Raw genomic sequence first — 24389 nt, 5'->3', positions numbered from 1 at the left:
CATCACATTCGAATAATTACACTGTAAACGGTGTGAACTTTATATTTAACAATGTAACGGATGGAAATATCAAAGTGAATGTAAAAAATGATGTCGATCAAGCCGTGGATAAGATCGTTGAATTCGTAGATAAATACAATAAAATCATTGAAGAAATGAATGGAAAAACAGAAGAAAAGAAATATAGGGATTTTCCACCGCTTACAGATAAGCAAAAGGAAGATATGGAAGAAAAAGAGATTGAGCTTTGGAACGAAAAAGCCAAAAGCGGAGTGCTAAGGAACGATTCTGTTTTAGAGAATGGTTTAAGCAGCATGCGCACGAATTGGTATACACCTGTCGATAACAATGGAGACTTTCAAATGATGTCAGAAATAGGCATCACAACCTCTTCCAATTATAGAGAAGGTGGAAAGCTATTAATCAATGAAGATGAGCTTCGCAAAGCTCTTAGTACGGATCCGGAATCCGTACATAAGCTTTTTGCAGGTACAGAGGAAAAACCAGGCGTTGCACGCCGTATTGAAAACAGTATCGAAACGACGATATCGTCCATTGAAAGAAAAGCTGGTAAATCGACAACTTTAGATAATAACTTTTTATTGGGCCGCCGTATTAAAGATATGGATGATCAAATGGAACGGTTCGAGGAACGGTTGGCCCAAATTGAGGATCGCTATTGGGCGCAATTCGGTGCGATGGAATCAGCAATTCAGAAGATGAATTCACAATCCGCCTACTTAATGCAGAACTTTGGTTGATTTATAAAAAAGGAGTGATGGCTATATGTCGATTCAGGCCTATCAGAATAATTCAGTAGAAACAGCTTCTCCCGGAGAGCTTACACTGATGCTGTACAATGGATGCTTGAAATTTATTAAGACAGCTAAAAAAGCAATTGAGAATCATGATATAGAAAAGAAAAACACAAATATCCAAAAAGCACAGAAAATCATTCGCGAGCTGATGGTGACTATGGACCAGGATTATGAGGTTGCGAAAGACATCATGCCCCTATACGATTATATGAACCGTCGCTTAATGGAGGCTAATATTACTAATGATTTGGGAATTCTCGAGGAAGTTCAAGGACTTACTGAAGAATTCCGCGATACATGGAAAGAGGTAATTCTTCAGACGAGACGTGTTCAGCAGGGTCAGGGCGGCAGAGCGTAGTGGCATTATGGAACCAATTTCACGACCTCACCCAGCAATTAGAGGAAAAAGTTCACCAGACGGTCACAGAAAAAAACCGAGCCGAAATGGTCGCATATGTCGAAGGGATTTTAGCTAAGAGATCTGCTCTCCTGCATAAGCTGCCTCAGCCTGAAAGCGAGGAGGAACGGGCACTGATAGCTGATGTTCTACAAAAGGATATTAAGATTAATCAGAAGCTTGAGTTCCTATTTGATGGTCTAAAACAGGACATGCGTAATATGAAAAAGCAGAAGTCTTCCAAACAAAGATACGCAAATCCCTACCAAAGTGTGTCGAATTATGATGGAATGTATGTAGACCATAAAAAGTAGCAGGTGATTTTTTGTCAGAACTAACAGTCGAACAGCATCAATTATTATTTGAGTATGATCAATTATTAAATACGATTAGCGATGCATTGGAATACTTAGAAAAGAACATTAAAAAAGAAGCACCGCCAGAAGTGCAGCAAGTGTTTCAAGATGTGTTGCTGGCCCTTGATAAGGCAAGTACAAGTCACGAACAAATGGTTGCGCTTTTTAATGAGGACATAAAGCTGATTACGTTAATTGGGGACTTCCATGATGTCGTGAAGCTTTTGCAACAGTGGTTTGAGCTTGAAACAAATGAGGAGAAACGGCAGTTGCTTGTAGAAAAGGTAGTACCGGCTTATGAGAGCTGGAGAAGCCAAATGCAGGCATATGTGAAACCATACATTGTGCATTAAGTATAAACACTGCACGAGAATACGTTTTCTATCCTGAATTGGTCAGCGCTAGGTTCCCTAAAAGACCGCATGCCCAGACAAATTTCATCCCAATATCCTTATTTAGTCCGGGTTGTCAGCTTTTCCAACAATTACCGACACAATTTTGACAAAATTTTTAGATAGTTTATGCAGGAAAGGGTCAGGGTATGATAGAATATATATCACATAAGGATGAAAGGAGGACACTTCTTATGCTACAATATACCATTCGTGGTGAGAACCTAGAAGTGACAGATTCTATTAAGGATTATGTGGAGAAAAAGGTGGGCAAACTGGAGCGCTACTTTGATAATCCACCATCTTCTGAGGTTCACGTAAACTTAAGTGTCTATAATGATGAGCAGACAATCGAGGTCACTATTCCGATGAAGAACCTGCTTCTTCGTGCGGAGGAACACAATACAGATTTATATGCTGCCATCGACCTTGTGGTTGATAAATTGGAACGTCAAATTCGTAAGCATAAAACGAAGGTAAACCGTAAGTTTCGCCAAGAAGGTGCTCCAAAACATGTATTTGCTGAACTGGAACGCGAAGCTCAGCAAGAGCAGTTGAAAGAAGAAGAAAGCAGCGATTTTGATATTCAAATTGTAAAAACGAAACGTTTTGATCTGAAACCAATGGATAGTGAAGAAGCTGCCCTGCAAATGGACATGCTGGGACATAATTTCTACGTTTTTACAAATGCGAATACAGATGAGACAAATATTGTATATAAACGCCGTGACGGACGTTATGGCCTAATTGAAACTTGAGATTAAATGACGAAGCACCCCTGTCCAACAGGGGTGCTTTTAAAATGGATGAAATACTCAACAATTCCTCCGAATTCATGACTGTTTATAAGTTTCTCTCTCCATAAACCCCGTTTATCTTCTATAAAAATCTTGAAAAATTCAAATTTGAGCATTCGCCTCTCCTGACTCTTTATGATATAAAAAGACTATGAACTCAACCTTCAGGAGGAAAATCAATGAAATCTACAGACTCTTGTCATGATTATGATTTTTTATATCAGCGTCTGAGACAACAAGAAGAAACAATTGCTCAACTGGTGGATATCATCGGCGCAACCAACCGTCGTGTACATGAACTTTATCAGAGACAACTTGGTGTCGAACATCAGTTTATTCGGGAACACCGAACTCCTTTTACGGCTTCTTCCTAACAGTTTCAGTTGCTCCATCGCAACATACCTAAAGCCCGCCTCAAAACGTTCATCATGGGTATGTACTTTATTGTCAGTCAGCTTCTCTTAGTGTTATGATAATATATGGATTTAACTAACCAACCGAAGATTCGAAACCAATAGAGGAGCGGTTGCAATGCTAGGAACTTTAAAGAAAATATTTGGCGATGGTAACTCACGTCAATTGAAGCGTCTCGATAAAACCGCTGAGGATATCGACGCTTTAGAAGCTGAATATGAAAAGTTTTCTGACGATGAATTGCGTCAGAAAACTGATGAATTTAAGGAAAGATATCAAAATGGTGAAAAACTAGATGATTTATTAGTAGAAGCCTTCGCCGTCGTTCGTGAAGGTTCCAAACGTGTGCTTGGCATGCGTCCATTTAAAGTACAGCTCGACGGTGCGATCGCGCTGCATGAAGGAAATATAGCCGAAATGAAAACAGGTGAAGGTAAAACACTTGCTTCTACCATGCCTGCTTATTTAAACGCCCTTACAGGAAAAGGCGTTCACATCATTACGGTCAACGATTACCTTGCGAGTCGTGATGCTAAAGAGATGGGAGAACTTTTCCATTTCTTAGGATTGACCGTAGGATTGAACTTGAATGGGATGTCCAAAGATGAAAAGCGTGAAGCTTACCTCGCAGATATTACTTATGGGACGAACAATGAGTTCGGTTTTGATTATCTGCGTGACAACATGGTGCTTTATAAAGAGCAGATGGTGCAGCGTCCGCTTCACTTTGCCATCATTGATGAAGTAGACTCGATTCTTATTGATGAAGCACGTACTCCCTTAATTATTTCAGGTACGGCCTCGAAGTCAGCCGATCTTTACCAATCTGCCAACTCTTTTGTACGTTTACTGGAGCAGGAAGAGGACTTCACATATGATGAGAAAACAAAAAACGTGCAGCTGACAGAAGAAGGAATTAACAAGGCAGAGCGCTTTTTCAAGATCGAAAATTTATTCGATCTTTCTAATGTCTCGCTGATCCATCATATTAATCAGGCTCTAAAAGCTCATACGTCTATGCACCGCGACACGGATTATGTGGTTGATGAAGGAGAAGTAGTTATTGTTGACCAATTCACTGGACGTCTAATGAAAGGACGCCGTTATAGTGACGGACTGCATCAGGCGATTGAGGCTAAAGAGGGCCTTGAGATCCAGAACGAAAGCATGACACTTGCATCCATCACGTTCCAAAACTTATTCCGTATGTACGAGAAGCTTTCCGGAATGACAGGTACTGCAAAGACTGAAGAAGAAGAATTCCTGAACATTTACAATATGCGCGTTATTGTAATTCCGACAAACCGTGAAATCGTCCGTGATGATAAAGCAGACCTGGTTTATAAAACATCAGACGGAAAGTTTAAAGCGGTTGTTGCAGATATTAAAGAACGTCATGAAAAAGGACAGCCGGTACTTGTTGGTACGGTAGCCGTGGAAACATCGGAAATTATTTCCCGGTATTTGAAAAAAGCTGGTGTTCCACACAATGTCCTGAACGCCAAAAACCACTTTCGTGAGGCTGAAATTATCGAAAATGCTGGTCAAAGAGGTGCCGTAACGATTGCTACAAATATGGCCGGTCGTGGTACCGACATTAAACTTGGAGATGGAGTTGTCGAAGCAGGTGGATTGGCCGTCATCGGTACGGAGCGTCATGAATCCCGTCGTATCGACAATCAGCTGCGTGGTCGTTCCGGTCGTCAAGGGGATCCAGGTATGTCTCAGTTTTACCTGGCGACGGATGACGAATTGATGCGCAGGTTCGCCTCTGATAATATTCGCAGCATGATGGACCGTCTGGGTATGGATGATTCGCAGCCGATTGAAAGTAAAATGATTTCCCGCGCAGTAGAATCAGCGCAAAAGCGCGTTGAGGGTAACAACTTTGATGCTCGTAAAACGATCCTTTCCTATGACGATGTGCTTCGCCAGCAGCGTGAAGTTATTTATAAGCAGCGTTATGATGTGCTTACCTCGGATAATCTGCGTTCAATCATTGAACAAATGATTGAACGTACGGTGGAGCAGAATGTACAAGTTCATACCAGCGAGGAAGAAGATGAGAACTGGGAACTTGAAGCAATTGTTGAATACATGCGTGCCAATCTTCTGGAAGAAGGCGACGTTACTGTGAAGGATCTGAAAGGCAAAGATCCTGAAGAAATGAAAGAACTGATACTTGAAAAAGTTAAAATGCGTTACGATGAAAAAGAAGAAGAGTTGACCGAAGAGCAAATGCGTGAATTTGAAAAAGTTATTCTTCTTCGTACTGTCGATCAGAAGTGGATGGATCACATTGATCAAATGGATCAGCTTCGTCAGGGGATTCACCTTCGTGCGTACGGTCAGAATGACCCACTTCGTGAGTATCAGTTTGAAGGTTTCAGCATGTTTGAAACAATGGTTGGAAAAATTGATGAAGAAGTTGCCCGTTACGTGATGAAAGCGCAAATCCGTAACAACCTGCAGCGTCAGGAAGTAGCTGAGGGAGCAAAAGCTGTTTCCAGCGATGGAGAAGAAAGTAAAGAGAGCAAAAAGCGCACGCCGTATGTGAAAGCAGACAATGTAGGTCGAAATGATCCATGTCCTTGCGGAAGCGGTAAAAAATATAAGAACTGTCACGGAAAATAAGGAGTAAGGCACTCTCATCAAGAGAGTGTCTTCCCTTGTCTAAGGACCAGGCAAAAGTAAACACGATCGTAAGCACGTAGATATTTATAGGAGTGATTATTATGGATATGGCAGACGTACGCCATGAGTTAAACAATACAGCTGAACGACTAGCTGACTTCAGGGGGTCTCTTTGACATTGATCAAAGAAAAACCCGTATTGCTGAATTAGAAGAAGAAATGACAGAGCCGGGATTTTGGGATGATCAAAAAACGGCCCAGAAAGTTATTGATGAAGTAAATGGACTGAAAAACCTTGTTCATACCCTGGAAGAACACGAGGAAACGCATGAAAATCTTGAAGTTTCTTATGAACTTGTCAAAGAAGAAGATGATGAAGACCTAAGGGAAGATTTAGTTGAGCAGGTCCAGCAATTAAAAAAAGACCTGGATCAGTTTGAACTGAACATTCTTTTAAGCGAACCTTATGATAAAAATAATGCGATTCTTGAACTGCACCCAGGCGCAGGTGGAACGGAATCTCAGGATTGGGCGAGCATGCTGCTCCGCATGTACACTCGCTGGGCAGAGAGAAAAGGTTTCTCTGTACAGACTATGGATTACCTTCCGGGTGATGAAGCCGGAGTGAAAAGTGTAACCTTGCTGATCAAAGGCCACAACGCTTACGGTTATTTGAAAGCTGAAAAAGGGGTGCACCGTCTCGTGCGCATTTCCCCGTTTGACTCATCCGGACGCCGTCATACTTCCTTTGCCTCCTGCGAAGTGATGCCAGAATTCAATGATGAAATTGATATTGACATTAATACAGAAGATTTGAAGATCGACACCTACCGCTCCAGCGGTGCGGGAGGTCAGCACGTGAATACAACAGACTCCGCAGTAAGAATTACACACCAGCCCACAAATACGGTCGTTACTTGTCAGTCTGAACGTTCCCAGATTAAAAACCGTGAACAGGCTATGAAAATGCTGAAAGCCAAACTCTATCAGCTCGAAATCGAACGTCAGCAGCAGGAACTAGACGAAATCCGTGGGGAACAGAAGGAAATCGGCTGGGGAAGCCAGATACGTTCGTATGTTTTTCATCCTTATTCCATGGTCAAAGATCACAGGACAAATTTGGATGTTGGAAATACACAGGGGGTCATGGACGGCGATCTTGATAAATTCATTAACTCGTTCTTACGATCCAAAATGGATGCATCTTAAGAAAGGAGCCTTTTTAAAAAGGCTCTTTTTTTAGACAGAAGAGTAGACGGGACGAACTACCTTTTTATATGAATGTTTGCTATGATGAAGGTAGTGAACACAATTAATAAGGCGGTGACCAAACAGTGAAAGTGAAAAAAGCGATTATTCCTGCAGCAGGACTTGGAACAAGGTTCCTGCCTGCGACGAAAGCGATGCCTAAAGAAATGCTTCCTGTTGTAGATAAGCCGACAATTCAGTATATTGTGGAAGAAGCGATCGAGTCAGGTATTGAAGATATTATTATCGTTACAGGTAAAGGCAAACGAGCTATTGAGGACCACTTTGATCATGCATTTGAGCTTGAAGAAAACTTATATAAAAAAGGGAAGATTGACCTGCTTGAAAAGGTAAAACAGTCTGCGCATGTGGATATTCACTATATTCGTCAAAAAGAACCTAAGGGACTAGGACATGCCATCTGGTGTGCGCGTAAGTTTATAGGTGACGACCCTTTTGCCGTTCTTCTTGGCGACGATATCGTCCGCTCGGATGAACCTTGCTTGAAACAATTGATGGATCAATTTGAAGAAACTCACTCTTCTGTTATCGGCGTGAAAAAAGTACCGCACGATGAGACAAATCGATATGGAATCATTGCTCCAAAGAACCAGGAGGGCCGCCGCTACCAGGTGGAGCACTTTGTGGAGAAGCCTTCCATCGAAGAAGCTCCTTCTGATCTTGCTATTATCGGACGTTATGTATTCACTCCAGAGATTATGGACATGCTTGAGACACAGGATATAGGAGCAGGCGGAGAGATTCAGCTGACCGATGCCATCGAGCGTCTGAATATGGAACAGCCCGTGTATGGGTATGAATTTAAAGGCGATCGTTACGACGTTGGTGATCAGCTTGGGTTTATTAAGACGACTCTTGCTGTAGCAATGGAGCGCGAAGACATGCGTGATGACGTTTACGAATTGATCGAAAATATCGTTAAACAGCAGAAATCCTTTCACGGATAATGAGACGCGCGGGAGCCGCCAGGCACCGCGCTTTCTTTATGAGATCATCCACTCCTTTACCGTATTAACACGTTATTTCAGTCTTATTTACAGTACGTTAAGGCAGTGATATACTCCATGAGGTTTGCTATACATTTAGGTACTGCTTTTGAAACGATAAATTAATAGAATCGAAACAGGTATTACGCAGGGGGAAAAGGATTATGATGATGATGGCAAAAAAATATCGAAGAGAGCCGATGCCGCCGGCCTTGAGGCATACGATGGAGTTTGCCTTCGTAATTATAGGATCTTTCTTTGTGGCTTTAGCCTTTAATGTATTTTTATTACCGAATAATATCGCATCTGGCGGTGTAGCGGGTATCAGTACAATTACAAAAGGTGTATTCGGATGGGAACCGGGAATTGTTCAATGGATACTAAATATTCCTTTGTTTATCATAGGAGTGGTCATTTTAGGTAAGAATTTCGGCATTAAATCTTTTGTAGGCACGATTACACTGCCATTATTTGTTTTACTTACAAGTAACTTGGAACCTGCTACACCAGATCCGCTCCTCGGGGCAATTTTTGGCGGAATGGGAGTAGGATTAGGACTTGGAATTGTGTTCCGAGGCCGCGCTTCTACGGGAGGAATTGACCTTGCTGCACAAGTGCTGCATAAGTTTACTCATTTCCCGTTGGGCATTAGTGTTGCATTACTGGACGGCATGATTGTGTTAACCTCAGCCATTGTATTTTCCCTGGAGGAGGGATTATACGCATTGATTGGTTTATTTGCGACCAGCCGGACGATCGATTTTGTGCAAGTGGGCTTAAATACCTCGAAGAATGTTATGATCATCACAGAACAAGTGGATGACGTACGTCAGTCAATTTTTAAGGAAATCGACCGTGGTGTTACTGTTTTAAGCGGTGCAGGCGGTTATACGGATCAAGAGCGTCGTGTCGTCATGTGTGTCGTTCAGCAGAATGAATTCACCAAATTGACACAAACGGTAAAAGTGGTGGATCCTGGGGCCTTCGTCGTAGCGATGAATGCCACCGAAGTACTTGGTGAGGGTTTCAAATCGGGATAGGAAGGTTATAATATTCCCATACTTAATTTTTCGAGGGGGAATCGAAATGAAAAAACTACTATTCTCATTATTCTTCGCTATGTTACTTGTTCTTGGTGCTTGCGGTGGTGGTGGAGACGAAGGTGCTTCTGATGACAATACTTCTGAAGAACAGACCGATCAGAGCTCGCAGGATGAGGCCGGAGAATCTACAGAGGAGAGTGGGGACGAAGGTTCTGAGAGCGGATCTGGAGACGGTGCAACTGACTCCGCAGGTGCAGAGGAAGTATATCAGAACAACTGCTCCAGCTGTCACGGTGGTGAATTGGGCGGCGGTTTTGGACCAGCTCTAACAGAAGTTGGATCTAAATACGACGCAGCCAAAATTGTAGATATTATTAAAAATGGTAAAGGTCAAATGCCAGCTCAAAGTCAGGTATCCGATGAGGATGCTCAAACGGTTGCGGATTGGCTCGCTACAATGGAATAACATCATGATTGAAAAGTCCGGCAAAGCGTCGGGCTTTTTTTATTTTACAGTAATTAAATAAACTGATAAGGAAATGTAATATTTTTATGTCTAAAATTATCGAATATCAATGTTATAATAAAGTTGTTTGTAAGAGACGACAAGAAGAACTAAAAAAAGAGACTAAGGTGATCGCCATATGATAGATATGACAGGTGTCTATAAAACATTTCCAAATGGAGTTACGGCTCTGAACGGTCTGGATGTCCAAATAGAACAAGGTGAATTCGTTTACGTAGTGGGCCCAAGCGGTGCTGGTAAGTCCACGTTCACCAAATTGATTTACCGGGAGGAAAAGCCTTCCAGAGGAAATGTTAATGTTATTGATATGAATACTTCCACCATGAAAGAGCGAAAGGTTCCCAAGCTGCGCCGTCAAATTGGTGTGGTGTATCAGGATTTCAGGTTGCTCCCGAATTTAACCGTCTATGAAAACGTGGCTTTTGCCCTGGAAGTGATTGAAGAATCCAAAAAGAACATTAAGCAGCGAGTGATGGAAGTGTTGGATCAGGTTCGCTTAAGAAACAAAGCTCGCTTTATACCTGATGAGCTGTCCGGAGGCGAACAACAGCGGGTTTCCATTGCGCGAGCAATAGTTAACCGACCGAAGATTTTAATTGCGGATGAGCCCACAGGAAACCTGGACCCGGAAACTTCCTGGGAAATCATGCACATTTTAGATGAAATAAACGCAGGTGGAACCACTGTTTTGATGGCTACCCACAGTCGCGAAATTGTGAACACTATCCCCCGCCGTGTCATTGCAATTGAGGATGGAATGGTCGTACGGGATGAAATGCGCGGCAATTACGGATATGATGATTAATTGTAACGTTTATATTCAGCATAAAAAAGCGCTCCTTAAAACCAGGAGCGCTTTTTTATGCTGAATAAAGTTAATAAACTATCTTGCTCCAACAAGTAAAGCAAGTACTTGAGGCTCGTGGTGTCAAAAGATTCGACCACCAAACACACCCGCTATCCCCAGAAGGACACAGTATGGATTAAACAAGCGACTTGTAATCATCGCAGAAAGGTCTTCCGCTCTCTTTGCAATGCTTGTAACTTGAATGCAACGCGATATTGTAAAAATATGTTGAATTTAAATTAATAATTTGTATGGTTATGTTTGGTGGCTGTATATTTTGTTTTTCGAATCTAGTAGAAAAAAGTATAAATATTTCCTATAATTAGATAGACATGCCTGTAAGATTTATGGCATAACTTAAAGCAGGAAGGAAACTCAGTTTTACGGTGCACATATACGTTTGCTAGGATAGGTACATTAGGGAAATTAAAAGTAGAAGGGTGAATGCGATGAATATAAAACCGCGTTACGTAGCACTTCTCATGGTGCTTGCGGTCCTATTGGGAGCTGCTGGTTCTTACATAGGAATAGAATATTTCGCTAAAGGGGCACAGGAGAGCTCCCAGACGGAATCATTGGCTAATGCTGATCAAAATGCTGACAATCCCGGCAATACATCAGGGGAAGAACAGAACAAAGCAACGGAAGATCAGTCGGAGAGTGTGGATTTAGCAAAAGTAGAGCAGGCATTCAGTACAATTAAAGAAAACTATGTGAAAGAAGTAGATAATGATAAATTAATAGAAGGTGCTGTGCAGGGCATGCTCGACACTCTTGAAGATCCGTATAGCGTGTATATGGATCAGGAGACGATGAAGCAATTTAACCAATCCATTGAATCCTCTTTTCAAGGAATCGGTGCTGAAGTGAGCATGGTGAATGATAAAGTAACCATTGTGGCACCGATTAAAGGATCACCAGCGGAAGAAGCTGGACTGAAACCGAACGATCAAATATTGAAAGTAGATGGAGATAGTGTAGAAGGCCTTGATTTATACGAAGCGGTCTTGAAAATACGAGGTGAGAAAGGTACTGAGGTCACGCTGAAGGTAGATCGTCCAGGCGTGAGCGAGCCGGTAACCATAGATATCATTCGTGATGATATTCCGCTTGAAACAGTGTATTCCAATACAAAAGAAGTCGATGGGAAAAAAGTCGGTATCATAGAGATTACCTCTTTCTCGGAAAAAACGTCCGAGGAATTCCACGAAACTCTAACTAAGCTGGAGAAAGACAACATGGACGGACTGGTAATTGATGTCCGTGGCAATCCGGGCGGTCTATTTACAGATGTTCAGGAAATTTTAAAAGAATTTATTCCTGATGATAAGCCGATTGTTCAAGTAGAAGACCGTAATGGGGAGAAATCCCGTTACTTCTCTGATCGTAAAGAGAAGAAAGATTATCCGATCACAGTCTTGATGGATGAGGGAAGTGCATCTGCCTCGGAAATTCTTGCCGCAACGATGAATGAAGCCGGAGGGTACGATCTTGTAGGTACCAAGAGTTTCGGAAAAGGAACGGTTCAGCAGGCAATTCCGATGGGGGATGGAAGCACAATTAAACTCACCCTTTACAAATGGTTGACTCCTAATGGAAATTGGGTTCACGAAAAAGGGGTAGAGCCTACCATAGAAGTGAAGCAGCCGTCCTACTTCTATACAAATCCGGTCGAAATTAAAGAAGAGCTGAAGTATAATGATAATAATGAAAAAGTGAAAAACATTCAAAAGATGCTTAAAGGTCTTGGATATGAGCCAGGACGGACGGATGGTTATTTCAATCAGGGTACGAAATCTGCAGTAGAAGCTTTTCAAGCTGAAAACGGACTAGAAGCTACAGGTGATGTAGATGAAAAGACGGGTGGTAAGCTGGAAGAAGCGATCGTAGAAGAAGTGCGCAAGGAAGAAAATGACCGTCAGATGGATAAAGCTGTGGAGGCCCTCTTCGAGTAAGCAGGACTCCCCCTTAGTTCGAGAAGTAAAGTCCGTAGTCTTTGACTGCGGACTTTTTAAGATTGGAAAGGAGAATGATTTTGGAAGTCTGGATTATGGAAATCGTCAAAGGAGCAGGCCGGGTGTTTACACAGCCATTCCTTTATATAGCTATTATCATAGGTTTTATTTTAACGAGGCGTAGGATTAAAAGCGAGCGGAGGCAGTTTGGAACTCGTATTTATGATGCCTTTTCAGAATGGAGCGGTACCTTAGGAACATCATTAGCTGCTGGACTCCTGATATCGCTCTTTGCGGTCGGCAGCGGACTCGTCCTTTCTATGCCTCTATTACTGCTTGTTTCCGGAGTGCTGCTGGTACTTAGCCTTCCTTTAAGATCCAACTGGTACTCAGCAGCCTATACACTTGGAGCCACGTACCTCGTTATATATTTCATTCCGTACTTTCCGGAAAGTGTAAGACAATTATCATGGGTGTCTCCATTTACGGACACGCCGCTTACAGCTTTACCCTTTCTGATTAGTGCGTTTTTATTAGTGGAAGGTATTCTTATGTTAAGATCGTCTTCGTTGTCTACCTTTCCAGAGCGTGTAATGGGGAGAAGGGGGATGTGGATTGGTCAGCACCGCAGCAGAAAGCTTGCGCTCATTCCGTTTTTTGCTCTTTTTCCTGCTGGATCCATTGAACCGTTTGCGCCCTGGTGGCCTGTTTTTGGTATCGGCGAAGAAAGCTTTGGTTTGATACTCGTTCCTTTTATCACAGGATGGGAATGGATTGCACGTGGCCAACTGCCTGTAAAGGCAGCCAAAATTGTCGGACGCAGGACATTTTTTCTTGCCTTATTAGTTCTTAGTCTGGCTGCAGGCAGCCTGTTCTTGCCGGTCTTATCAATGGCGGCCGTTGTGGTTAGTCTTTTAGGACGTACATGGATTCGGCTTCAGCACTTGTCAGGAGAGAAGCGGCAGCCATTTTTCTCAGCCAGCCAGCACGGTCTTCTCATTCTAGGGATCATTCCAAAAAGCCCTGCGGCGCAAATGGGTCTGTCACCAGGCGAGCTGATTGTAAGGGTGAATAACAGACAAGTCCGTACGGAAAATGATTTTTATGAAGCCCTGCAGGAAAATGCAGCTTTCAATAAAATCGAAGTCCACGACGTACAGGGTGAGAATCGCTACGTTCAGCGCCCTCTATATGAAGGTGAGCATTATGAACTGGGACTGGTTTTCGTCGAACCGCCACGGCGTGAGAAGTCAGTTAGTGTGTATTAAATGGTTTTTTTAATTCTCGATGTTTTGTTGTAATTTTGCTTTAATGAAGACAAGAAAACAAGATCCTCTTAAGAACCGATGAGTGATTGAGAACCGCTTTTCCAGTGGGGTTTAACTGAGCATAAGACTAGTCACATCAAACTCTTTTGAATAATTAAAATCTGTTCTTTCAAGTTGAAAAAAGGTCAAAAGTCCTTCTCTCGGATTTTTGACCTTTTTTTAGTCTGAATAGTTAATCAAATTCATACATTTAACCATCAAACAAACTGAAAATGATTCTCAAATTCATTGACAGAGTTCTTGAATGCACATAAACTAGTAAATGAAAGAAAAATTAGACACGTATATATTTAAGTTCCATGAAAATATAGATTACCAACAGACCGATAGAGATTTCGTAATGGGTAGAAAAAGGAGAGTTCGAGATTATGGATACACTGTTGGCTAACAACCTGACCTTGGGTTATGGGGATTCCGTCGTTATAGATTCTTTGAATATCAGCATTCCGAAAGGGAAGGTCACCGTACTCATTGGAGGGAATGGATGTGGTAAATCCACGTTATTGCGTTCAATGGCACGTCTGCTGAAACCGAAATCAGGAGAAGTTGTACTCGATAGTGAAGATATTTCTAAAATGCGGACAAAAGAAGTTGCAAAGAAAATGGCAATCCTTCCTCAAAGCCCTACTACTCCAGAAGGTCTAAGTGTTTATCAATTAGTTAAGCAAGGGCGATACCCTTATCAAGGTTTTGCTAAGCGCTGGTCTGAAGACGATGAGTATGCGGTTAACAAAGCACTAGAAGATACGAACCTAATGGAATTAAAAGAGCGAACGGTTGACTCTTTATCCGGAGGACAGCGCCAGCGGGCCTGGATTGCAATGACTCTTGCTCAGAATACTGATACCCTTTTACTCGATGAGCCAACCACTTATCTTGATATGACTCATCAGATTGAAATACTGGATTTGTTGTTTGATTTAAATCAGGACAATGGGCGAACAGTAGTAATGGTCCTTCACGATATCAACCTGGCCTGCCGCTATGCTGATCATATTATAGCTGTTAAAGATCAGACGGTATATGCTCAAGGGAAGCCGGAAGAAGTCATTACCTGCGATTTAATGCAGCACGTATTTGAAATGAATTGTGATGTCAGACAAGACCCTCTTTTTGGTACACCAATGTGTATTCCGCATGGAAAAGGCCGTTGCTTAATTAAGCAAGCCCAGGCGGAAGCGCAAACTCCCCAGACATCAATTGGATAAATTAAGAGAAATTATGAAAGCAATGGAATATACTTTTCCATTGCTTTTTTTGTTTCACCTTTTTTGTAGAATGGTGTAGAATTATTGTTGGGAAATGGTATGATATGTATGTTGATGTTTAGAGTTATCGATTTTACGTGATTGAGGCGATCATCGATGACGTAAATGTGTATAATAAATATTCACCTTGGGTCTGATGTTCTAAATCTGTTAAACTATCTTAAGTGGATTAGTGAAGAGAGAATGATCTTGACAGGAGATGATAGAATTACTCGAGGGTCAAATTTTAATTGATTTATTAGATTTTACGACTTGAAAGACCGGGAAATCAATACTTTCACCAGATCGCTTGTTCCTATTGCGGTGTCTCGCTTAAATCAGTTATGGTGTGATAGGGACTTATCCCAATTTCTGGCCATTTCTGCTTAGAACGGTTAAGCTGGGCAGTATGAAAATCAAAGGAATCTGCGCCTGCAATGGCCCAAGGGTTACTGAAGAAGAACAAAATTTTCTTCTTTTTGTATCCCAGTTTTTTTGTGCGTATTCATAAGCCGATGAGGCTCATTAACACTGGGACATCTTTGCTGAGCATACCCAACAAATACAAAAGTCTTATAGCTCGTCGTAATCTTTCCTTTCGTGGAGATTGTTTACTCTGTCGGATAAAAAATGGGATGAGAGGGTACAGTTAATTTGATGTTAAAGCCTGCACATGGGATTTGGAAACGTATGTCTTATAAAACAAATTCAATCTAAATAATCATTAAACTTTTGAAAATTCCTTTTGAAAAATGTTTAATAGGGTATGGAATATTATCTATACTTTCAAAGGACGTAGATAGAGAATATTAGCCTATTACATAAGGTGATAAAAAATCGTCTTACATTACAGAAAGGAAATTAAGGAGGAAAAGTAGTGGAGGAAATCGTTTATCTGGCTATTTTTGCAGTGATAGTCCTAGTCGTTGGTTTAAGAGAAAAGTCTTCTCATGACCGAAATTTGAAGCAAATCCCTACACGGATTCTGGTTAATGGAATACGAGGTAAATCCACAGTTACCCGTCTTATCATGGGAATTCTAAAGGAAGATGGAAGAAGGGTAGCCGGTAAAACCACAGGAACTTCAGCTCGGATGTTCTATTGGGACCAGGAGGAAGAGGAGCCAATTGTCCGAAGTCTTCAAGGACCGAATATTAGTGAGCAGAAAACAATGGCGAAAAGAGTAGTAAAAAGAAATGCCGATGCTTTTGTAAGTGAGTGCATGGCAGTCAACCCAGAGTATCAAAGGATATTCCAGGAACGTCTAGTGAAAGCAAATATTACAGTGATTGCTAATGTGATCGAAGACCATATGGATGTCATGGGCCCAACTTTAGATGACATTGCGGAAGCCTTCAGTTCCACCATTCCCCATAATGGCCATGTAGTAATCCCTGATACACCATATAAAGGATATTTTGAGAAAATAGCACGACGCCGTAATTCAAAAGTTGTAGTTGCGGATGAAAGTCTGTTTGAAGAAGAATATTTAAAGAAATTCCCGTTTATGATCTTTCCTCAGAACGCGGCGCTTTCACTTGCCGTTGCTGACATTCTTGAGATTGACCGCGAAGTTGCGCTTCGAGGAATGCTGACTGCGCCTGTTGACCCGGGTGCTATGCGTGTACACAGATTCGGGAAAAAGCGTGCTCCTAAGTACTTCTTTAATGGATTTGCAGCGAACGATATTACGTCAACATTAAACATTTGGGAACGAATTCAGGAGTTGGATTATCCTAAGGATGAAAAAACCGTCATTATGAATTGTCGTAGTGACCGTGTCGAACGTACGATTGATTTTGCTGAAAGAGTACTTCCCCATATTGAGATGGATAACCTGATTGTAATGGGAGAAACCGTTGATCCGGTTATAAACGCCTACAATGATGGCAGCATATCAGCTTCGAACATGATCAACCTGGAGAATAAGTCTGCAGAAGTTATAGTAGAACATTTGCAGGATCTGCCTGGAAATAGTGTCATTTATGGAATAGGAAATATTGTCGGTGGAGGAGAGGAATTGGCAACTGCGATTCAAGACCTTGAAATCGTGCCTTCTCTATCAGACTATCAAACAAGCTGGGAAGAAGAAGAAAGCCATACCATCACAGAAGAAGCTTATGAAGAAAGAACTCTTCAAACAAATAAGTAAAGTGAAATACCGCTAAAGGAGTTGGAGTTGTCGTGTTCGGTACAGATTTATATATTGCAATAGTTGTAGGTGTGTTGTTGAGTTTATTATACTCTGAGAAAACAGGGGTAGTACCAGCTGGGTTGGTTGTTCCTGGGTACGTAGCTTTGATTTTTGATCAGGTTATGTATGTATTAGTAGTAGGATTAATTAGTTTATTAACGTATTTAATAGTTTCACAGGTGCTATCTAGATTTACTGTGCTCTATGGACGCCGTAAATTTGCGGCCATGCTTACAGTGGGTGTTTTGATGAAGATGTCAATGGACTATCTGTATCCGCTCACCCCATTCCCTACGATGGAACTTCGGGGGATAGGGGTCATTGTGCCGGGACTTATAGCGAATTCGATTCAAAAACAGGGAGTACTCCCGACCTTTAGCGCTACATTCGTCATTGCTTTCCTTACGTTCGTGGCCATTACGGTTTATAACTTGATTTAGAGGAGCATTTTTTATGAACGAGAATGATATAAAGTACAAAATGAAAGTATGGACTAAAAAGCACAAGAAAAAAGCTGCCCCCCACTCGCTCATTGTTGCGGCTCTACTAGCTATACCTTTTTTTGGTCATGAGTGGATTGACCGGCCACCAATGCCCGGAGATACAAGGCCTGACGATGTGGAGTACAGAGTATCAATGGTGGGCGATATGATGCTTGGCCGTCACGTTCGTGAAGCAGCTGAGAGAAGTGGAGAGCCAATTGGTCGTGTATTTGAATACGTAGAGCCTTTTATTGAAGAATCAGATCATACAACAGGGAACTTTGAAAACCCAGTTATTGATGCGGATAATCCTGAAGTAGAAAAGGTCATGGAGGATTTTGAACTCCGCAATAAAGCTATTCACCTATACTCCGATAAAGGAGCAGGAGAAGCCGTTGCGAAAGCCGGTTTCGACTCTGTGAATCTAGCAAATAACCATGCGATGGACTATGGAAGTCTATCTCTTGAGGAAACCATTCAGAACATGGGGCCTCTGGATATAGACTTACTTGGGATAGGTAAAGCTTTGGATCCCTCTGAAGATCTTTTTCCTGAGGATGAAACCCAAACAGATGCTGGTAAAATTCATTATTATGAAGCAAATGGTCAAAAAATAGCTATGCTTGGTTTTACGGATGTTTATGTACAGGGATATAGTGCAAGCGAATATGTCGGTGGTGTACTTACCGGTTCCGGACTGGGAGTCTTGCAAAACCGCATTCGGGAAGCTAATGAAAATGCCGACGTCGTTATGGTTCACTCTCACTGGGGTGATGAGTACTCAGGAAGCTCGAGTCAGGAGCAGGAAACACTTTCCTATCTCATGACAGATATGGGGGCTGATGTAATTATTGGGCACCATCCCCACGTGATTGAGCCTGTTACGCGCGTTCAAGTGGAAGGCGATCCTAACAATCCCCAGGATAATGGAAATACGGCCATTGTTATGAACAGTCTAGGTAACTTCGTTTTTGACCAGGGATGGACAAGAACGAGGGACTCAACTATGGCCCAAATGGATTTTCTGACTGATGGTGGAGCTGAACTATCCTTTGTACCCATGCAGATTTCAGATACTCGTCCCCGAGAAACGAATGGACTCTTGAAGCCTTTGAGAGACTTTCGGATTTTCCGAACCCTTCGCAAGGAATTGGACAATGAGTATTGGCACATGGAAGACGACCGTTTAGTTATTGATTTGAAAAAAGCTGGAGTAATAGAAGGATAGGAGGGCTGGTGCCTTGAATTATTTGAAAATCACCTACACCATTGCGGCGATTGTCTTTATAGGACTGGTCGGTTGGAATTTTTATTTTGAAGAAGAATTCGACCAGTTCCGTGAACCTTATACGGTAGAAGATCGAGCAGAAACAGTGGAGGTAAGCAACGCAGATGGGGAAAATGCTTCTAAAGTTTACGGCGTAAGTGCTGTTCATCCACTAGCGGTTGAAGCCGGAATGAAAGTATTGGATGAAGGCGGTAATGCTGCTGAAGCAGCCATCGCTGTATCGTTTGTTCTGAACGTAGTCGAACCTTATGGATCAGGAATGGGCGGCGGAGGCCAGATGATTGTACATGAACCTGGCGAAGGAGCTAAAACCTATGATTATAGAGAAGCTGCTCCTCAAAGCGGTGCGCGACCAGAAAGAGATATAGCTGTACCCGGCTTTGTTAAAGGAATGGGTGCTATTTATGAGGATTACGGAAATAACATGGATTGGAGTACGTTGTTGGATGACGCCGTGACCCATAGCCAAGATGGAGTAAAAGTCGGCCGGATCTTTCACGAACAACTTCAAAATTCCAGAAGATTCATCCAAAGCGGAAACGAAGATCCCGCTATAACTAATAAGTTCTATCCAGAAGGTCGTGCGTTAGAAATTAACGATACGCTTGTACAGGATGAACTGGCTAACACCTTGAAAACTCTTCAGGAAAACGGACCTGAAGCATTTTATGAAGGTGAAATTGCAGAGAAGATTAAACAGCAGGTTAATTTCGGACCGAATGACTTGGCAGCATATGAAGTGGGAGAGCGTGTAGCTCCTTCTGGTAATTTTAATGGTCAGCAAGTCTTTGCCGGATCTTCACCGACTTCCGGTATAATCGTTATTCAGGCTCTTCAAATGCTTGAAAAATTAGAAAAAAACCTGGATGAAGTCCTGAGAACAGAATTTGAAAATGAAAATGGCGAGCTTCCTGCATTTTTAGCTGGAAACATGCCGGAAAATATGCAGGAAGTTGTGAACCAGCCTCAATATAAAGATATTTATATTCATCTTGTTAATAAGCTTGTGAACCGTGTTTATTCCGACCGTGTTCATACTCTTGGAGATCCTCAGTTCGTGGATGTGAACCAGGAGAAACTAACATCTGAAAGTTATTCCAACCAGTTGTTTGAAGAAGAGTTCGGTGTAGGTGGCCAGGAGCTTACCAGTTCAGCTGAGATTCTTACATCCCCTGGTGAAAAAGCAGATTCCAGAAACACTACTCATTTCGTCGTAGTGGATAAGAATGGCATGATGGTTTCTGCGACAAACTCACTTGGGAAATTCTTTGGATCTGGACGCTATATTGAAGGGGTCTTTATGAACCATCAAATGAGTAACTTTGACACCGTAGATGGCGCTATGAACGACTATGAGCCTGGTAAGCGGCCTCGTTCATTCGTATCTCCATTAATCTTTGCTAAAGACGGACGTGCGGTTCTGGGTATTGGTTCACCTGGTGGATCAAGAATTCCAGCGATGCTTCTTCAGGCTCTGATTCAATACGAATATGGAGTAACGGAGGAAGGCGATAAGCTTACCCTCCAGCAGGCAATCAGCCGTTCTCGGTTCTATACGGAAGATAACGTGGTCCACTTGGAAAACATGGTGGATCAGGCAGCTGTAAACCGGTTGAGAAGTGAAATGGATTACTCTGTCATCACGCATGATTCTCCCGTATTCTATGGAGGCATACAAGGTCTTGGCATTCGTACGAATGAGGATGTGACCGAGATGTACGGAGGCGGAGATCCAAGACGTCTCGGAACATGGAAAATTGCCAATGACTCTGGTAATTAAAGATAGAGAGTAACTGAGCCAATTAAGCCCACCTTTTGTTGCAAGGTGGGCTTTTTCTATGAGAGTCGACTAATATTTTTCCTGTCCTCTCTGTTTTTCTTAGTCTCACTCAGACGAAAAAGTGTGCTACAAGCTAAAAGAGGGGAGACGATGAAATGAATACACTTCACCATGGGTACTGGACTTTTTTTGTGACTAGAAAACAAAAATACACCGGCTGGTTTATATTTGGGAGCATCTTACCGGATATCGTTTATTATGTAATGTTTCTATACTTATGTATTTCACGTAATGCTTTTCAGGTCATAGATGATCCTGATCCATTAAAATCACTGTTTGGTATTGTTCATGATTTATTTGAACATCCAGTAGTGAGTATTCTTCGGCAAGCTGGTCATTCTATGTTTATATGGATGGTTATATACGCTGTTGTGCTCGTTTGGAAGGGCGGTAAGCTCACAAAATGGTCTGCTCTCATGTATGGCTGGCTTGGGCACGTTGTGGTTGACCTGCTTACTCATGTGGAGGATGCCGTTCCTTTATTTTATCCTGTAAGCTCCTATATTTTCAGAAGCAGGGTATCTTATTGGGATGATGATCATTATGCAGGCATATTCTCATTGATCAATATGCTTCTCATTGTTCTCTCCCTCGTTTATTTAATTGTGAAGAAAATCCGAAAAAAGCGTTCGTTCACAAAAAGTTCATGAGCATGATGGGGTTTATCATTCTCTATTATTCGACTTTCATGATATGATTTTATATGAATGCTGCAATGTATTGACGATCGTCATTATATATAGAGAAAGGGTAAGACGATGAAGAAATTTTCAATTTTAACTACGTTTGTAACGTTCCTCGCTCTTATTCTTGGAAATCTTGTTGTGGCGACAAATTCCGGGGATGCGTGCGGAACCTCTTGGCCATTCTGTAATGGTTCAGTCATACCTGATTTTACTGATTATCACGTTCTTATAGAATATTCTCACCGGCTAATGGTTCCTTTACTCGCCATGCTTACGTTCATTAATGCGATCGGTGCATTATATGTACACCGTAAACGAAAGTCCGTTCTTATTTTAGCCATATCGAGTTTGGGATTGCTGGTATTTCAATCCTTAGTTGGAGGCTTCAATGTTCTTCTCGGTACGCCTCCAGGTTTCACCACGCTTGATGTTACGTTCAGCCAAATTCTGTTAATTGTGCTTGTACTGCTAAGCTATAGCCTTCACGAGAAAAAAATTGAGCTGGGACGGACGAGCTGGTCCACCATATCCATGAGCTACAGGACGTTTTTAATAGGTTTCAGTATCTACGTTATGCAAGTCATTTTAGGGGCCTTTTTCAAACATAGTCGTGCAAGTAATGTTATGCTTGATATCCCGGCGGTCGAGTATCTGATCAAAAGTGAAGCGATTGCTAATATGGTATATTCTCTTCACTGGGTCGCAACAATTGTAATATTAGTAGCGGCTGTTTGGTTTGTTATATACGCATCTAAATTCAAATACCATGTAACGCTCTCCTGGCTCTATCTATTTTCACTGCTGTTAAATGCAGTAGTAGGATTCGTGATTGTGGTAACCGGCAATGTTATTGTAGCATCATCTATTCACATGATCCTTTCTACGGTCACAATGGTTATCGGAGCAAGCATATTGGGCGGTTACTGGTTTAAACTGCAAAAGAAACCTATTTAATGATTGAAAAAACCTCGCTGTTACAGCGAGGTTTTTTCAATGGAGTTCTTCTGAATCAAAAAGAAATACCGCTTCTATTGGTTCGTGGAATTGATGAGCAATTTTAGCTGCTAATTTGAGAGAGGGGTTATATTCTCCTTTCTCAAGGAAAACGATGGTCTCCCTTCGTACGTTAACCATACGCGCTAGTTCTGCTTGTGTTAAGTTATACCTGGCCCGAAATTCCTTTATCCGTGTTCTCATTCCATGTTTCCACTCTGTTTCTGGGTCTTTAACCACGATAGAGCTAATAGGAATACCATACCACCGAGACCAATCAATAGAAGATCATCTGTTTGAAAATATTTTTTAAATGCAAATAATGCGATCCATAGAAATAAAGAATAGAAATAAGCATGCCCCGCAGCAAATAATTTTAGCTTTTTTGAACGTTCGTCATTAAAAGGTATTCCCTGCTTCATCTCCTTGTAAAGGGAAAAAATTACTTTTCCTAAGATGATTAAAGCAAGAGCTAAAGGAAGTAATAAAAACACTGCTTGCCCTTCGCTTTTTTGAAAAAGCAAGTATACCTGAGAAACTCCTCCAACTAAGAGTAAGCTTGCAGACAGTAAGAAAAGGATGAACATTTGTTTGGCGCTCACAATCTTCACACCTTTCATGTTAGAAATATATAACTTTATATTATAAATATATAACAGCCGTTACAAAATTACAATATAAAACCCTGCGGAACGAGTTTCCGCAGGGTTTTATTATTTAAATAGTTCTTGAATCTCCTCTTCACTCAATGAAGTGAGCATAGACTCTCCTGGCTGAATGATTTGGTCTACGAGATCTCGTTTCTTTTGCTGCAGTTGGTAAATGCGTTCTTCAATGGTACCTTCAGAAATCATACGGATTACTTGTACAACTCTTTCTTGCCCAATTCGATGAGCACGTCCTGCGGCTTGTTCTTCAATCGCCGGGTTCCACCATAAATCGTACAAAATTACAGTATCAGCACCAGTCAGGTTCAAGCCTGTTCCTCCGGCTTTCAGGGAGATAAAGAATGCATCTTTTTCTCCTTGGTTAAACTGATCCACCATGTCCATCCGTTTGTCAGCTTTCGTACTTCCGTCTAAATAAAAGCCGTCAATACCATCTTTCGAGAGTTCTTTATGCAATAACGTCAGCATACTGGAAAATTGGGAAAAGATGAGTAAGCGGTGTCCGCTCTCTTTCAATTCGTGAGCCAGCTCTTTCAGTTGGTCCAATTTACCGGACCCGCCCTCGTAATTCTCAAGGAAAAGAGAAGGGTGACAGCAAATTTGTCTCAAGCGCGTGAGACCGGCAAGAATTTCAATTTTTCCGCGCTGAATTCCTTTTGTAGCAATGGTTTCCTGGATATCGTTTTGAATACGTTCCAAGTAGGCCAGGTAAACCTCTTTTTGTTCCCGGGTAAGTTCTGAATACTGTACCGTGTCAATTTTATCCGGCAGTTCATCCAGGACTTCGGTTTTCATACGCCGGAGTATAAAGGGACGGGTCATGCGGGCAATTTTTTCCGGCTTCATCTGCATGAATTTCTTCTTACTTGTGTAAAATCCAGGCATAATGGTTCTGAAAATCGACCAGAGTTCCTGAAGTGAATTTTCAATAGGTGTACCACTTAAAGCAAAGCGATGCTTGGAGTGGATCGTTCGAACCGCTGAAGCAGTCTTTGTTGTATCATTTTTTATAGCCTGTGATTCGTCTAGAATCATAGCGTGAAATTGAGTGGTTTCATAAAATTTTGCATCTTGACGAAGCAGAGGATAAGAGGTAATCCATACGTCTGCTGATCCCTCTGTAATCATCTGCTGACGGACGATAGGATCTCCGGAGATGATCTGGACGGTCAATTCTGGTGCAAACTTTTCGAGTTCCTTTTTCCAATTATAGACGAGTGAAGCTGGTG

At 41.8% G+C, this 24389-nt stretch carries 24 protein-coding genes; 21 read left to right on the top strand and 3 right to left on the bottom strand.

Annotated features, from left to right (window positions below; all coding sequences use genetic code 11):
• The 21 genes from fliD to WAM07_RS04190 all read left to right on the top strand — a co-directional run.
• A partial coding sequence (gene fliD, locus WAM07_RS04290; protein WP_422165059.1) for a flagellar filament capping protein FliD occupies positions 1 to 761 on the top strand: 761 nt, incomplete at its 5' end.
• Between the two features lie 25 nt (positions 762 to 786).
• Positions 787 to 1176, top strand: a complete 390-nt coding sequence (gene fliS / locus WAM07_RS04285; protein WP_422165057.1) for a flagellar export chaperone FliS — start codon at positions 787 to 789, stop codon at positions 1174 to 1176.
• Positions 1176 to 1529: a flagellar protein FliT gene (locus WAM07_RS04280; RefSeq protein ID WP_422165055.1), complete on the top strand. Its 354-nt coding sequence runs from the start codon at positions 1176 to 1178 to the stop codon at positions 1527 to 1529. The genes fliS and WAM07_RS04280 overlap by 1 nt, the downstream gene beginning before the upstream one ends.
• An 11-nt stretch (positions 1530 to 1540) precedes the next feature.
• The gene (locus WAM07_RS04275; protein WP_422165053.1) at positions 1541 to 1924 is read left to right on the top strand and encodes a hypothetical protein; all 384 of its coding nucleotides are present in this window, start codon (positions 1541 to 1543) and stop codon (positions 1922 to 1924) included.
• 233 nt (positions 1925 to 2157) lie between these two features.
• Entirely contained in the window at positions 2158 to 2721 is a 564-nt protein-coding gene (gene hpf / locus WAM07_RS04270) for a ribosome hibernation-promoting factor, HPF/YfiA family (RefSeq protein WP_014644304.1), read from the top strand.
• A 218-nt stretch (positions 2722 to 2939) separates the two neighbouring features.
• A complete protein-coding gene (locus WAM07_RS04265) occupies positions 2940 to 3134 on the top strand; it encodes a hypothetical protein (RefSeq protein WP_422165051.1) in 195 nt (64 codons plus the stop codon).
• A gap of 157 nt (positions 3135 to 3291) precedes the next feature.
• Entirely contained in the window at positions 3292 to 5808 is a 2517-nt protein-coding gene (secA, locus tag WAM07_RS04260; protein WP_422165050.1) for a preprotein translocase subunit SecA, read from the top strand.
• A 101-nt stretch (positions 5809 to 5909) separates the two neighbouring features.
• A protein-coding gene (prfB, locus tag WAM07_RS04255; RefSeq protein ID WP_422165048.1) for a peptide chain release factor 2 occupies positions 5910 to 7017 on the top strand; the annotation gives its coding sequence in 2 pieces (ribosomal slippage) (positions 5910 to 5981 and positions 5983 to 7017; 1107 coding nt in all).
• 125 nt (positions 7018 to 7142) lie between these two features.
• Positions 7143 to 8024, top strand: a complete 882-nt coding sequence (galU, locus tag WAM07_RS04250; RefSeq protein WP_422165047.1) for a UTP--glucose-1-phosphate uridylyltransferase GalU — start codon at positions 7143 to 7145, stop codon at positions 8022 to 8024.
• A 239-nt stretch (positions 8025 to 8263) separates the two neighbouring features.
• Positions 8264 to 9103 carry a YitT family protein gene (locus WAM07_RS04245; RefSeq protein WP_422165061.1) on the top strand — a complete coding sequence of 280 codons (840 nt, stop codon included), beginning with the start codon at positions 8264 to 8266 and terminating at the stop codon, positions 9101 to 9103.
• A 46-nt stretch (positions 9104 to 9149) separates the two neighbouring features.
• A complete protein-coding gene (locus WAM07_RS04240; RefSeq protein ID WP_422165046.1) occupies positions 9150 to 9572 on the top strand; it encodes a c-type cytochrome in 423 nt (140 codons plus the stop codon).
• A gap of 178 nt (positions 9573 to 9750) precedes the next feature.
• On the top strand, positions 9751 to 10437 hold the full coding sequence (gene ftsE / locus WAM07_RS04235; protein ID WP_422165044.1) for a cell division ATP-binding protein FtsE: 687 nt from the start codon (positions 9751 to 9753) through the stop codon (positions 10435 to 10437).
• A 491-nt stretch (positions 10438 to 10928) separates the two neighbouring features.
• Positions 10929 to 12434 carry a S41 family peptidase gene (locus WAM07_RS04230; RefSeq protein WP_422165043.1) on the top strand — a complete coding sequence of 502 codons (1506 nt, stop codon included), beginning with the start codon at positions 10929 to 10931 and terminating at the stop codon, positions 12432 to 12434.
• Positions 12435 to 12514: 80 nt separating this feature from the next.
• Positions 12515 to 13702: a PDZ domain-containing protein gene (locus WAM07_RS04225; protein WP_422165041.1), complete on the top strand. Its 1188-nt coding sequence runs from the start codon at positions 12515 to 12517 to the stop codon at positions 13700 to 13702.
• 428 nt (positions 13703 to 14130) lie between these two features.
• Entirely contained in the window at positions 14131 to 14970 is an 840-nt protein-coding gene (locus WAM07_RS04220; protein WP_089750812.1) for an ABC transporter ATP-binding protein, read from the top strand.
• 916 nt (positions 14971 to 15886) lie between these two features.
• The gene (gene pgsB / locus WAM07_RS04215) at positions 15887 to 17161 is read left to right on the top strand and encodes a poly-gamma-glutamate synthase PgsB (RefSeq protein WP_422165039.1); all 1275 of its coding nucleotides are present in this window, start codon (positions 15887 to 15889) and stop codon (positions 17159 to 17161) included.
• Positions 17162 to 17193: 32 nt separating this feature from the next.
• Positions 17194 to 17643 (top strand): poly-gamma-glutamate biosynthesis protein PgsC, encoded by a 450-nt coding sequence (pgsC, locus tag WAM07_RS04210; RefSeq protein ID WP_014644287.1) that lies wholly within the window; start codon positions 17194 to 17196, stop codon positions 17641 to 17643.
• A gap of 13 nt (positions 17644 to 17656) precedes the next feature.
• Complete coding sequence (locus WAM07_RS04205) at positions 17657 to 18913, top strand: CapA family protein (RefSeq protein ID WP_422165037.1); 1257 nt, start codon at positions 17657 to 17659, stop codon at positions 18911 to 18913.
• 13 nt (positions 18914 to 18926) lie between these two features.
• Complete coding sequence (locus WAM07_RS04200) at positions 18927 to 20753, top strand: gamma-glutamyltransferase family protein (protein WP_422165035.1); 1827 nt, start codon at positions 18927 to 18929, stop codon at positions 20751 to 20753.
• Between the two features lie 155 nt (positions 20754 to 20908).
• Entirely contained in the window at positions 20909 to 21463 is a 555-nt protein-coding gene (locus tag WAM07_RS04195) for a hypothetical protein (protein ID WP_422165033.1), read from the top strand.
• A 108-nt stretch (positions 21464 to 21571) separates the two neighbouring features.
• Positions 21572 to 22453, top strand: a complete 882-nt coding sequence (locus tag WAM07_RS04190; RefSeq protein ID WP_422165032.1) for a COX15/CtaA family protein — start codon at positions 21572 to 21574, stop codon at positions 22451 to 22453.
• 36 nt (positions 22454 to 22489) lie between these two features.
• Here the strand turns inward: WAM07_RS04190 and WAM07_RS04185 are convergent, their stop codons facing one another.
• The 3 genes from WAM07_RS04185 to WAM07_RS04175 form a co-directional block, all read right to left on the bottom strand.
• Positions 22490 to 22696, bottom strand: a complete 207-nt coding sequence (locus tag WAM07_RS04185; protein WP_422165030.1) for a helix-turn-helix transcriptional regulator — start codon at positions 22694 to 22696, stop codon at positions 22490 to 22492.
• A complete protein-coding gene (locus tag WAM07_RS04180; RefSeq protein WP_422165029.1) occupies positions 22693 to 23094 on the bottom strand; it encodes a hypothetical protein in 402 nt (133 codons plus the stop codon). Before WAM07_RS04180 ends, WAM07_RS04185 begins: the two co-directional genes overlap by 4 nt.
• A 111-nt stretch (positions 23095 to 23205) precedes the next feature.
• Positions 23206 to 24389, bottom strand: a 1184-nt coding sequence (locus WAM07_RS04175; protein ID WP_422165027.1) for a DEAD/DEAH box helicase, incomplete at its 5' end; no start/stop codon positions are given.

Origin of the sequence: Halobacillus sp., assembly GCF_049282395.1 — a bacterium.
GTDB lineage: Bacteria > Bacillota > Bacilli > Bacillales > Halobacillaceae > Halobacillus.
Note: the sequence above shows the minus strand (reverse complement) of the source record. Positions and strands in the feature narration are given on the sequence as shown.

Excerpts from the sequence above, each read along its gene's own strand:
- fliS (WP_422165057.1), top strand. The coding sequence starts at position 787 with ATGTCGATTCAGGCCTATCAGAATAATTCAGTAGAAACAGCTTCTCCC.
- WAM07_RS04205 (WP_422165037.1), top strand. The coding sequence starts at position 17,657 with ATGAACGAGAATGATATAAAGTACAAAATGAAAGTATGGACTAAAAAG.
- ftsE (WP_422165044.1), top strand. The coding sequence starts at position 9,751 with ATGATAGATATGACAGGTGTCTATAAAACATTTCCAAATGGAGTTACG.
- WAM07_RS04185 (WP_422165030.1), bottom strand. The coding sequence starts at position 22,696 with ATGAGAACACGGATAAAGGAATTTCGGGCCAGGTATAACTTAACACAA.
- WAM07_RS04195 (WP_422165033.1), top strand. The coding sequence starts at position 20,909 with ATGAATACACTTCACCATGGGTACTGGACTTTTTTTGTGACTAGAAAA.
- secA (WP_422165050.1), top strand. The coding sequence starts at position 3,292 with ATGCTAGGAACTTTAAAGAAAATATTTGGCGATGGTAACTCACGTCAA.
- hpf (WP_014644304.1), top strand. The coding sequence starts at position 2,158 with ATGCTACAATATACCATTCGTGGTGAGAACCTAGAAGTGACAGATTCT.
- WAM07_RS04190 (WP_422165032.1), top strand. The coding sequence starts at position 21,572 with ATGAAGAAATTTTCAATTTTAACTACGTTTGTAACGTTCCTCGCTCTT.
- WAM07_RS04245 (WP_422165061.1), top strand. The coding sequence starts at position 8,264 with ATGCCGCCGGCCTTGAGGCATACGATGGAGTTTGCCTTCGTAATTATA.
- WAM07_RS04230 (WP_422165043.1), top strand. The coding sequence starts at position 10,929 with ATGAATATAAAACCGCGTTACGTAGCACTTCTCATGGTGCTTGCGGTC.
- WAM07_RS04240 (WP_422165046.1), top strand. The coding sequence starts at position 9,150 with ATGAAAAAACTACTATTCTCATTATTCTTCGCTATGTTACTTGTTCTT.
- WAM07_RS04220 (WP_089750812.1), top strand. The coding sequence starts at position 14,131 with ATGGATACACTGTTGGCTAACAACCTGACCTTGGGTTATGGGGATTCC.
- WAM07_RS04265 (WP_422165051.1), top strand. The coding sequence starts at position 2,940 with ATGAAATCTACAGACTCTTGTCATGATTATGATTTTTTATATCAGCGT.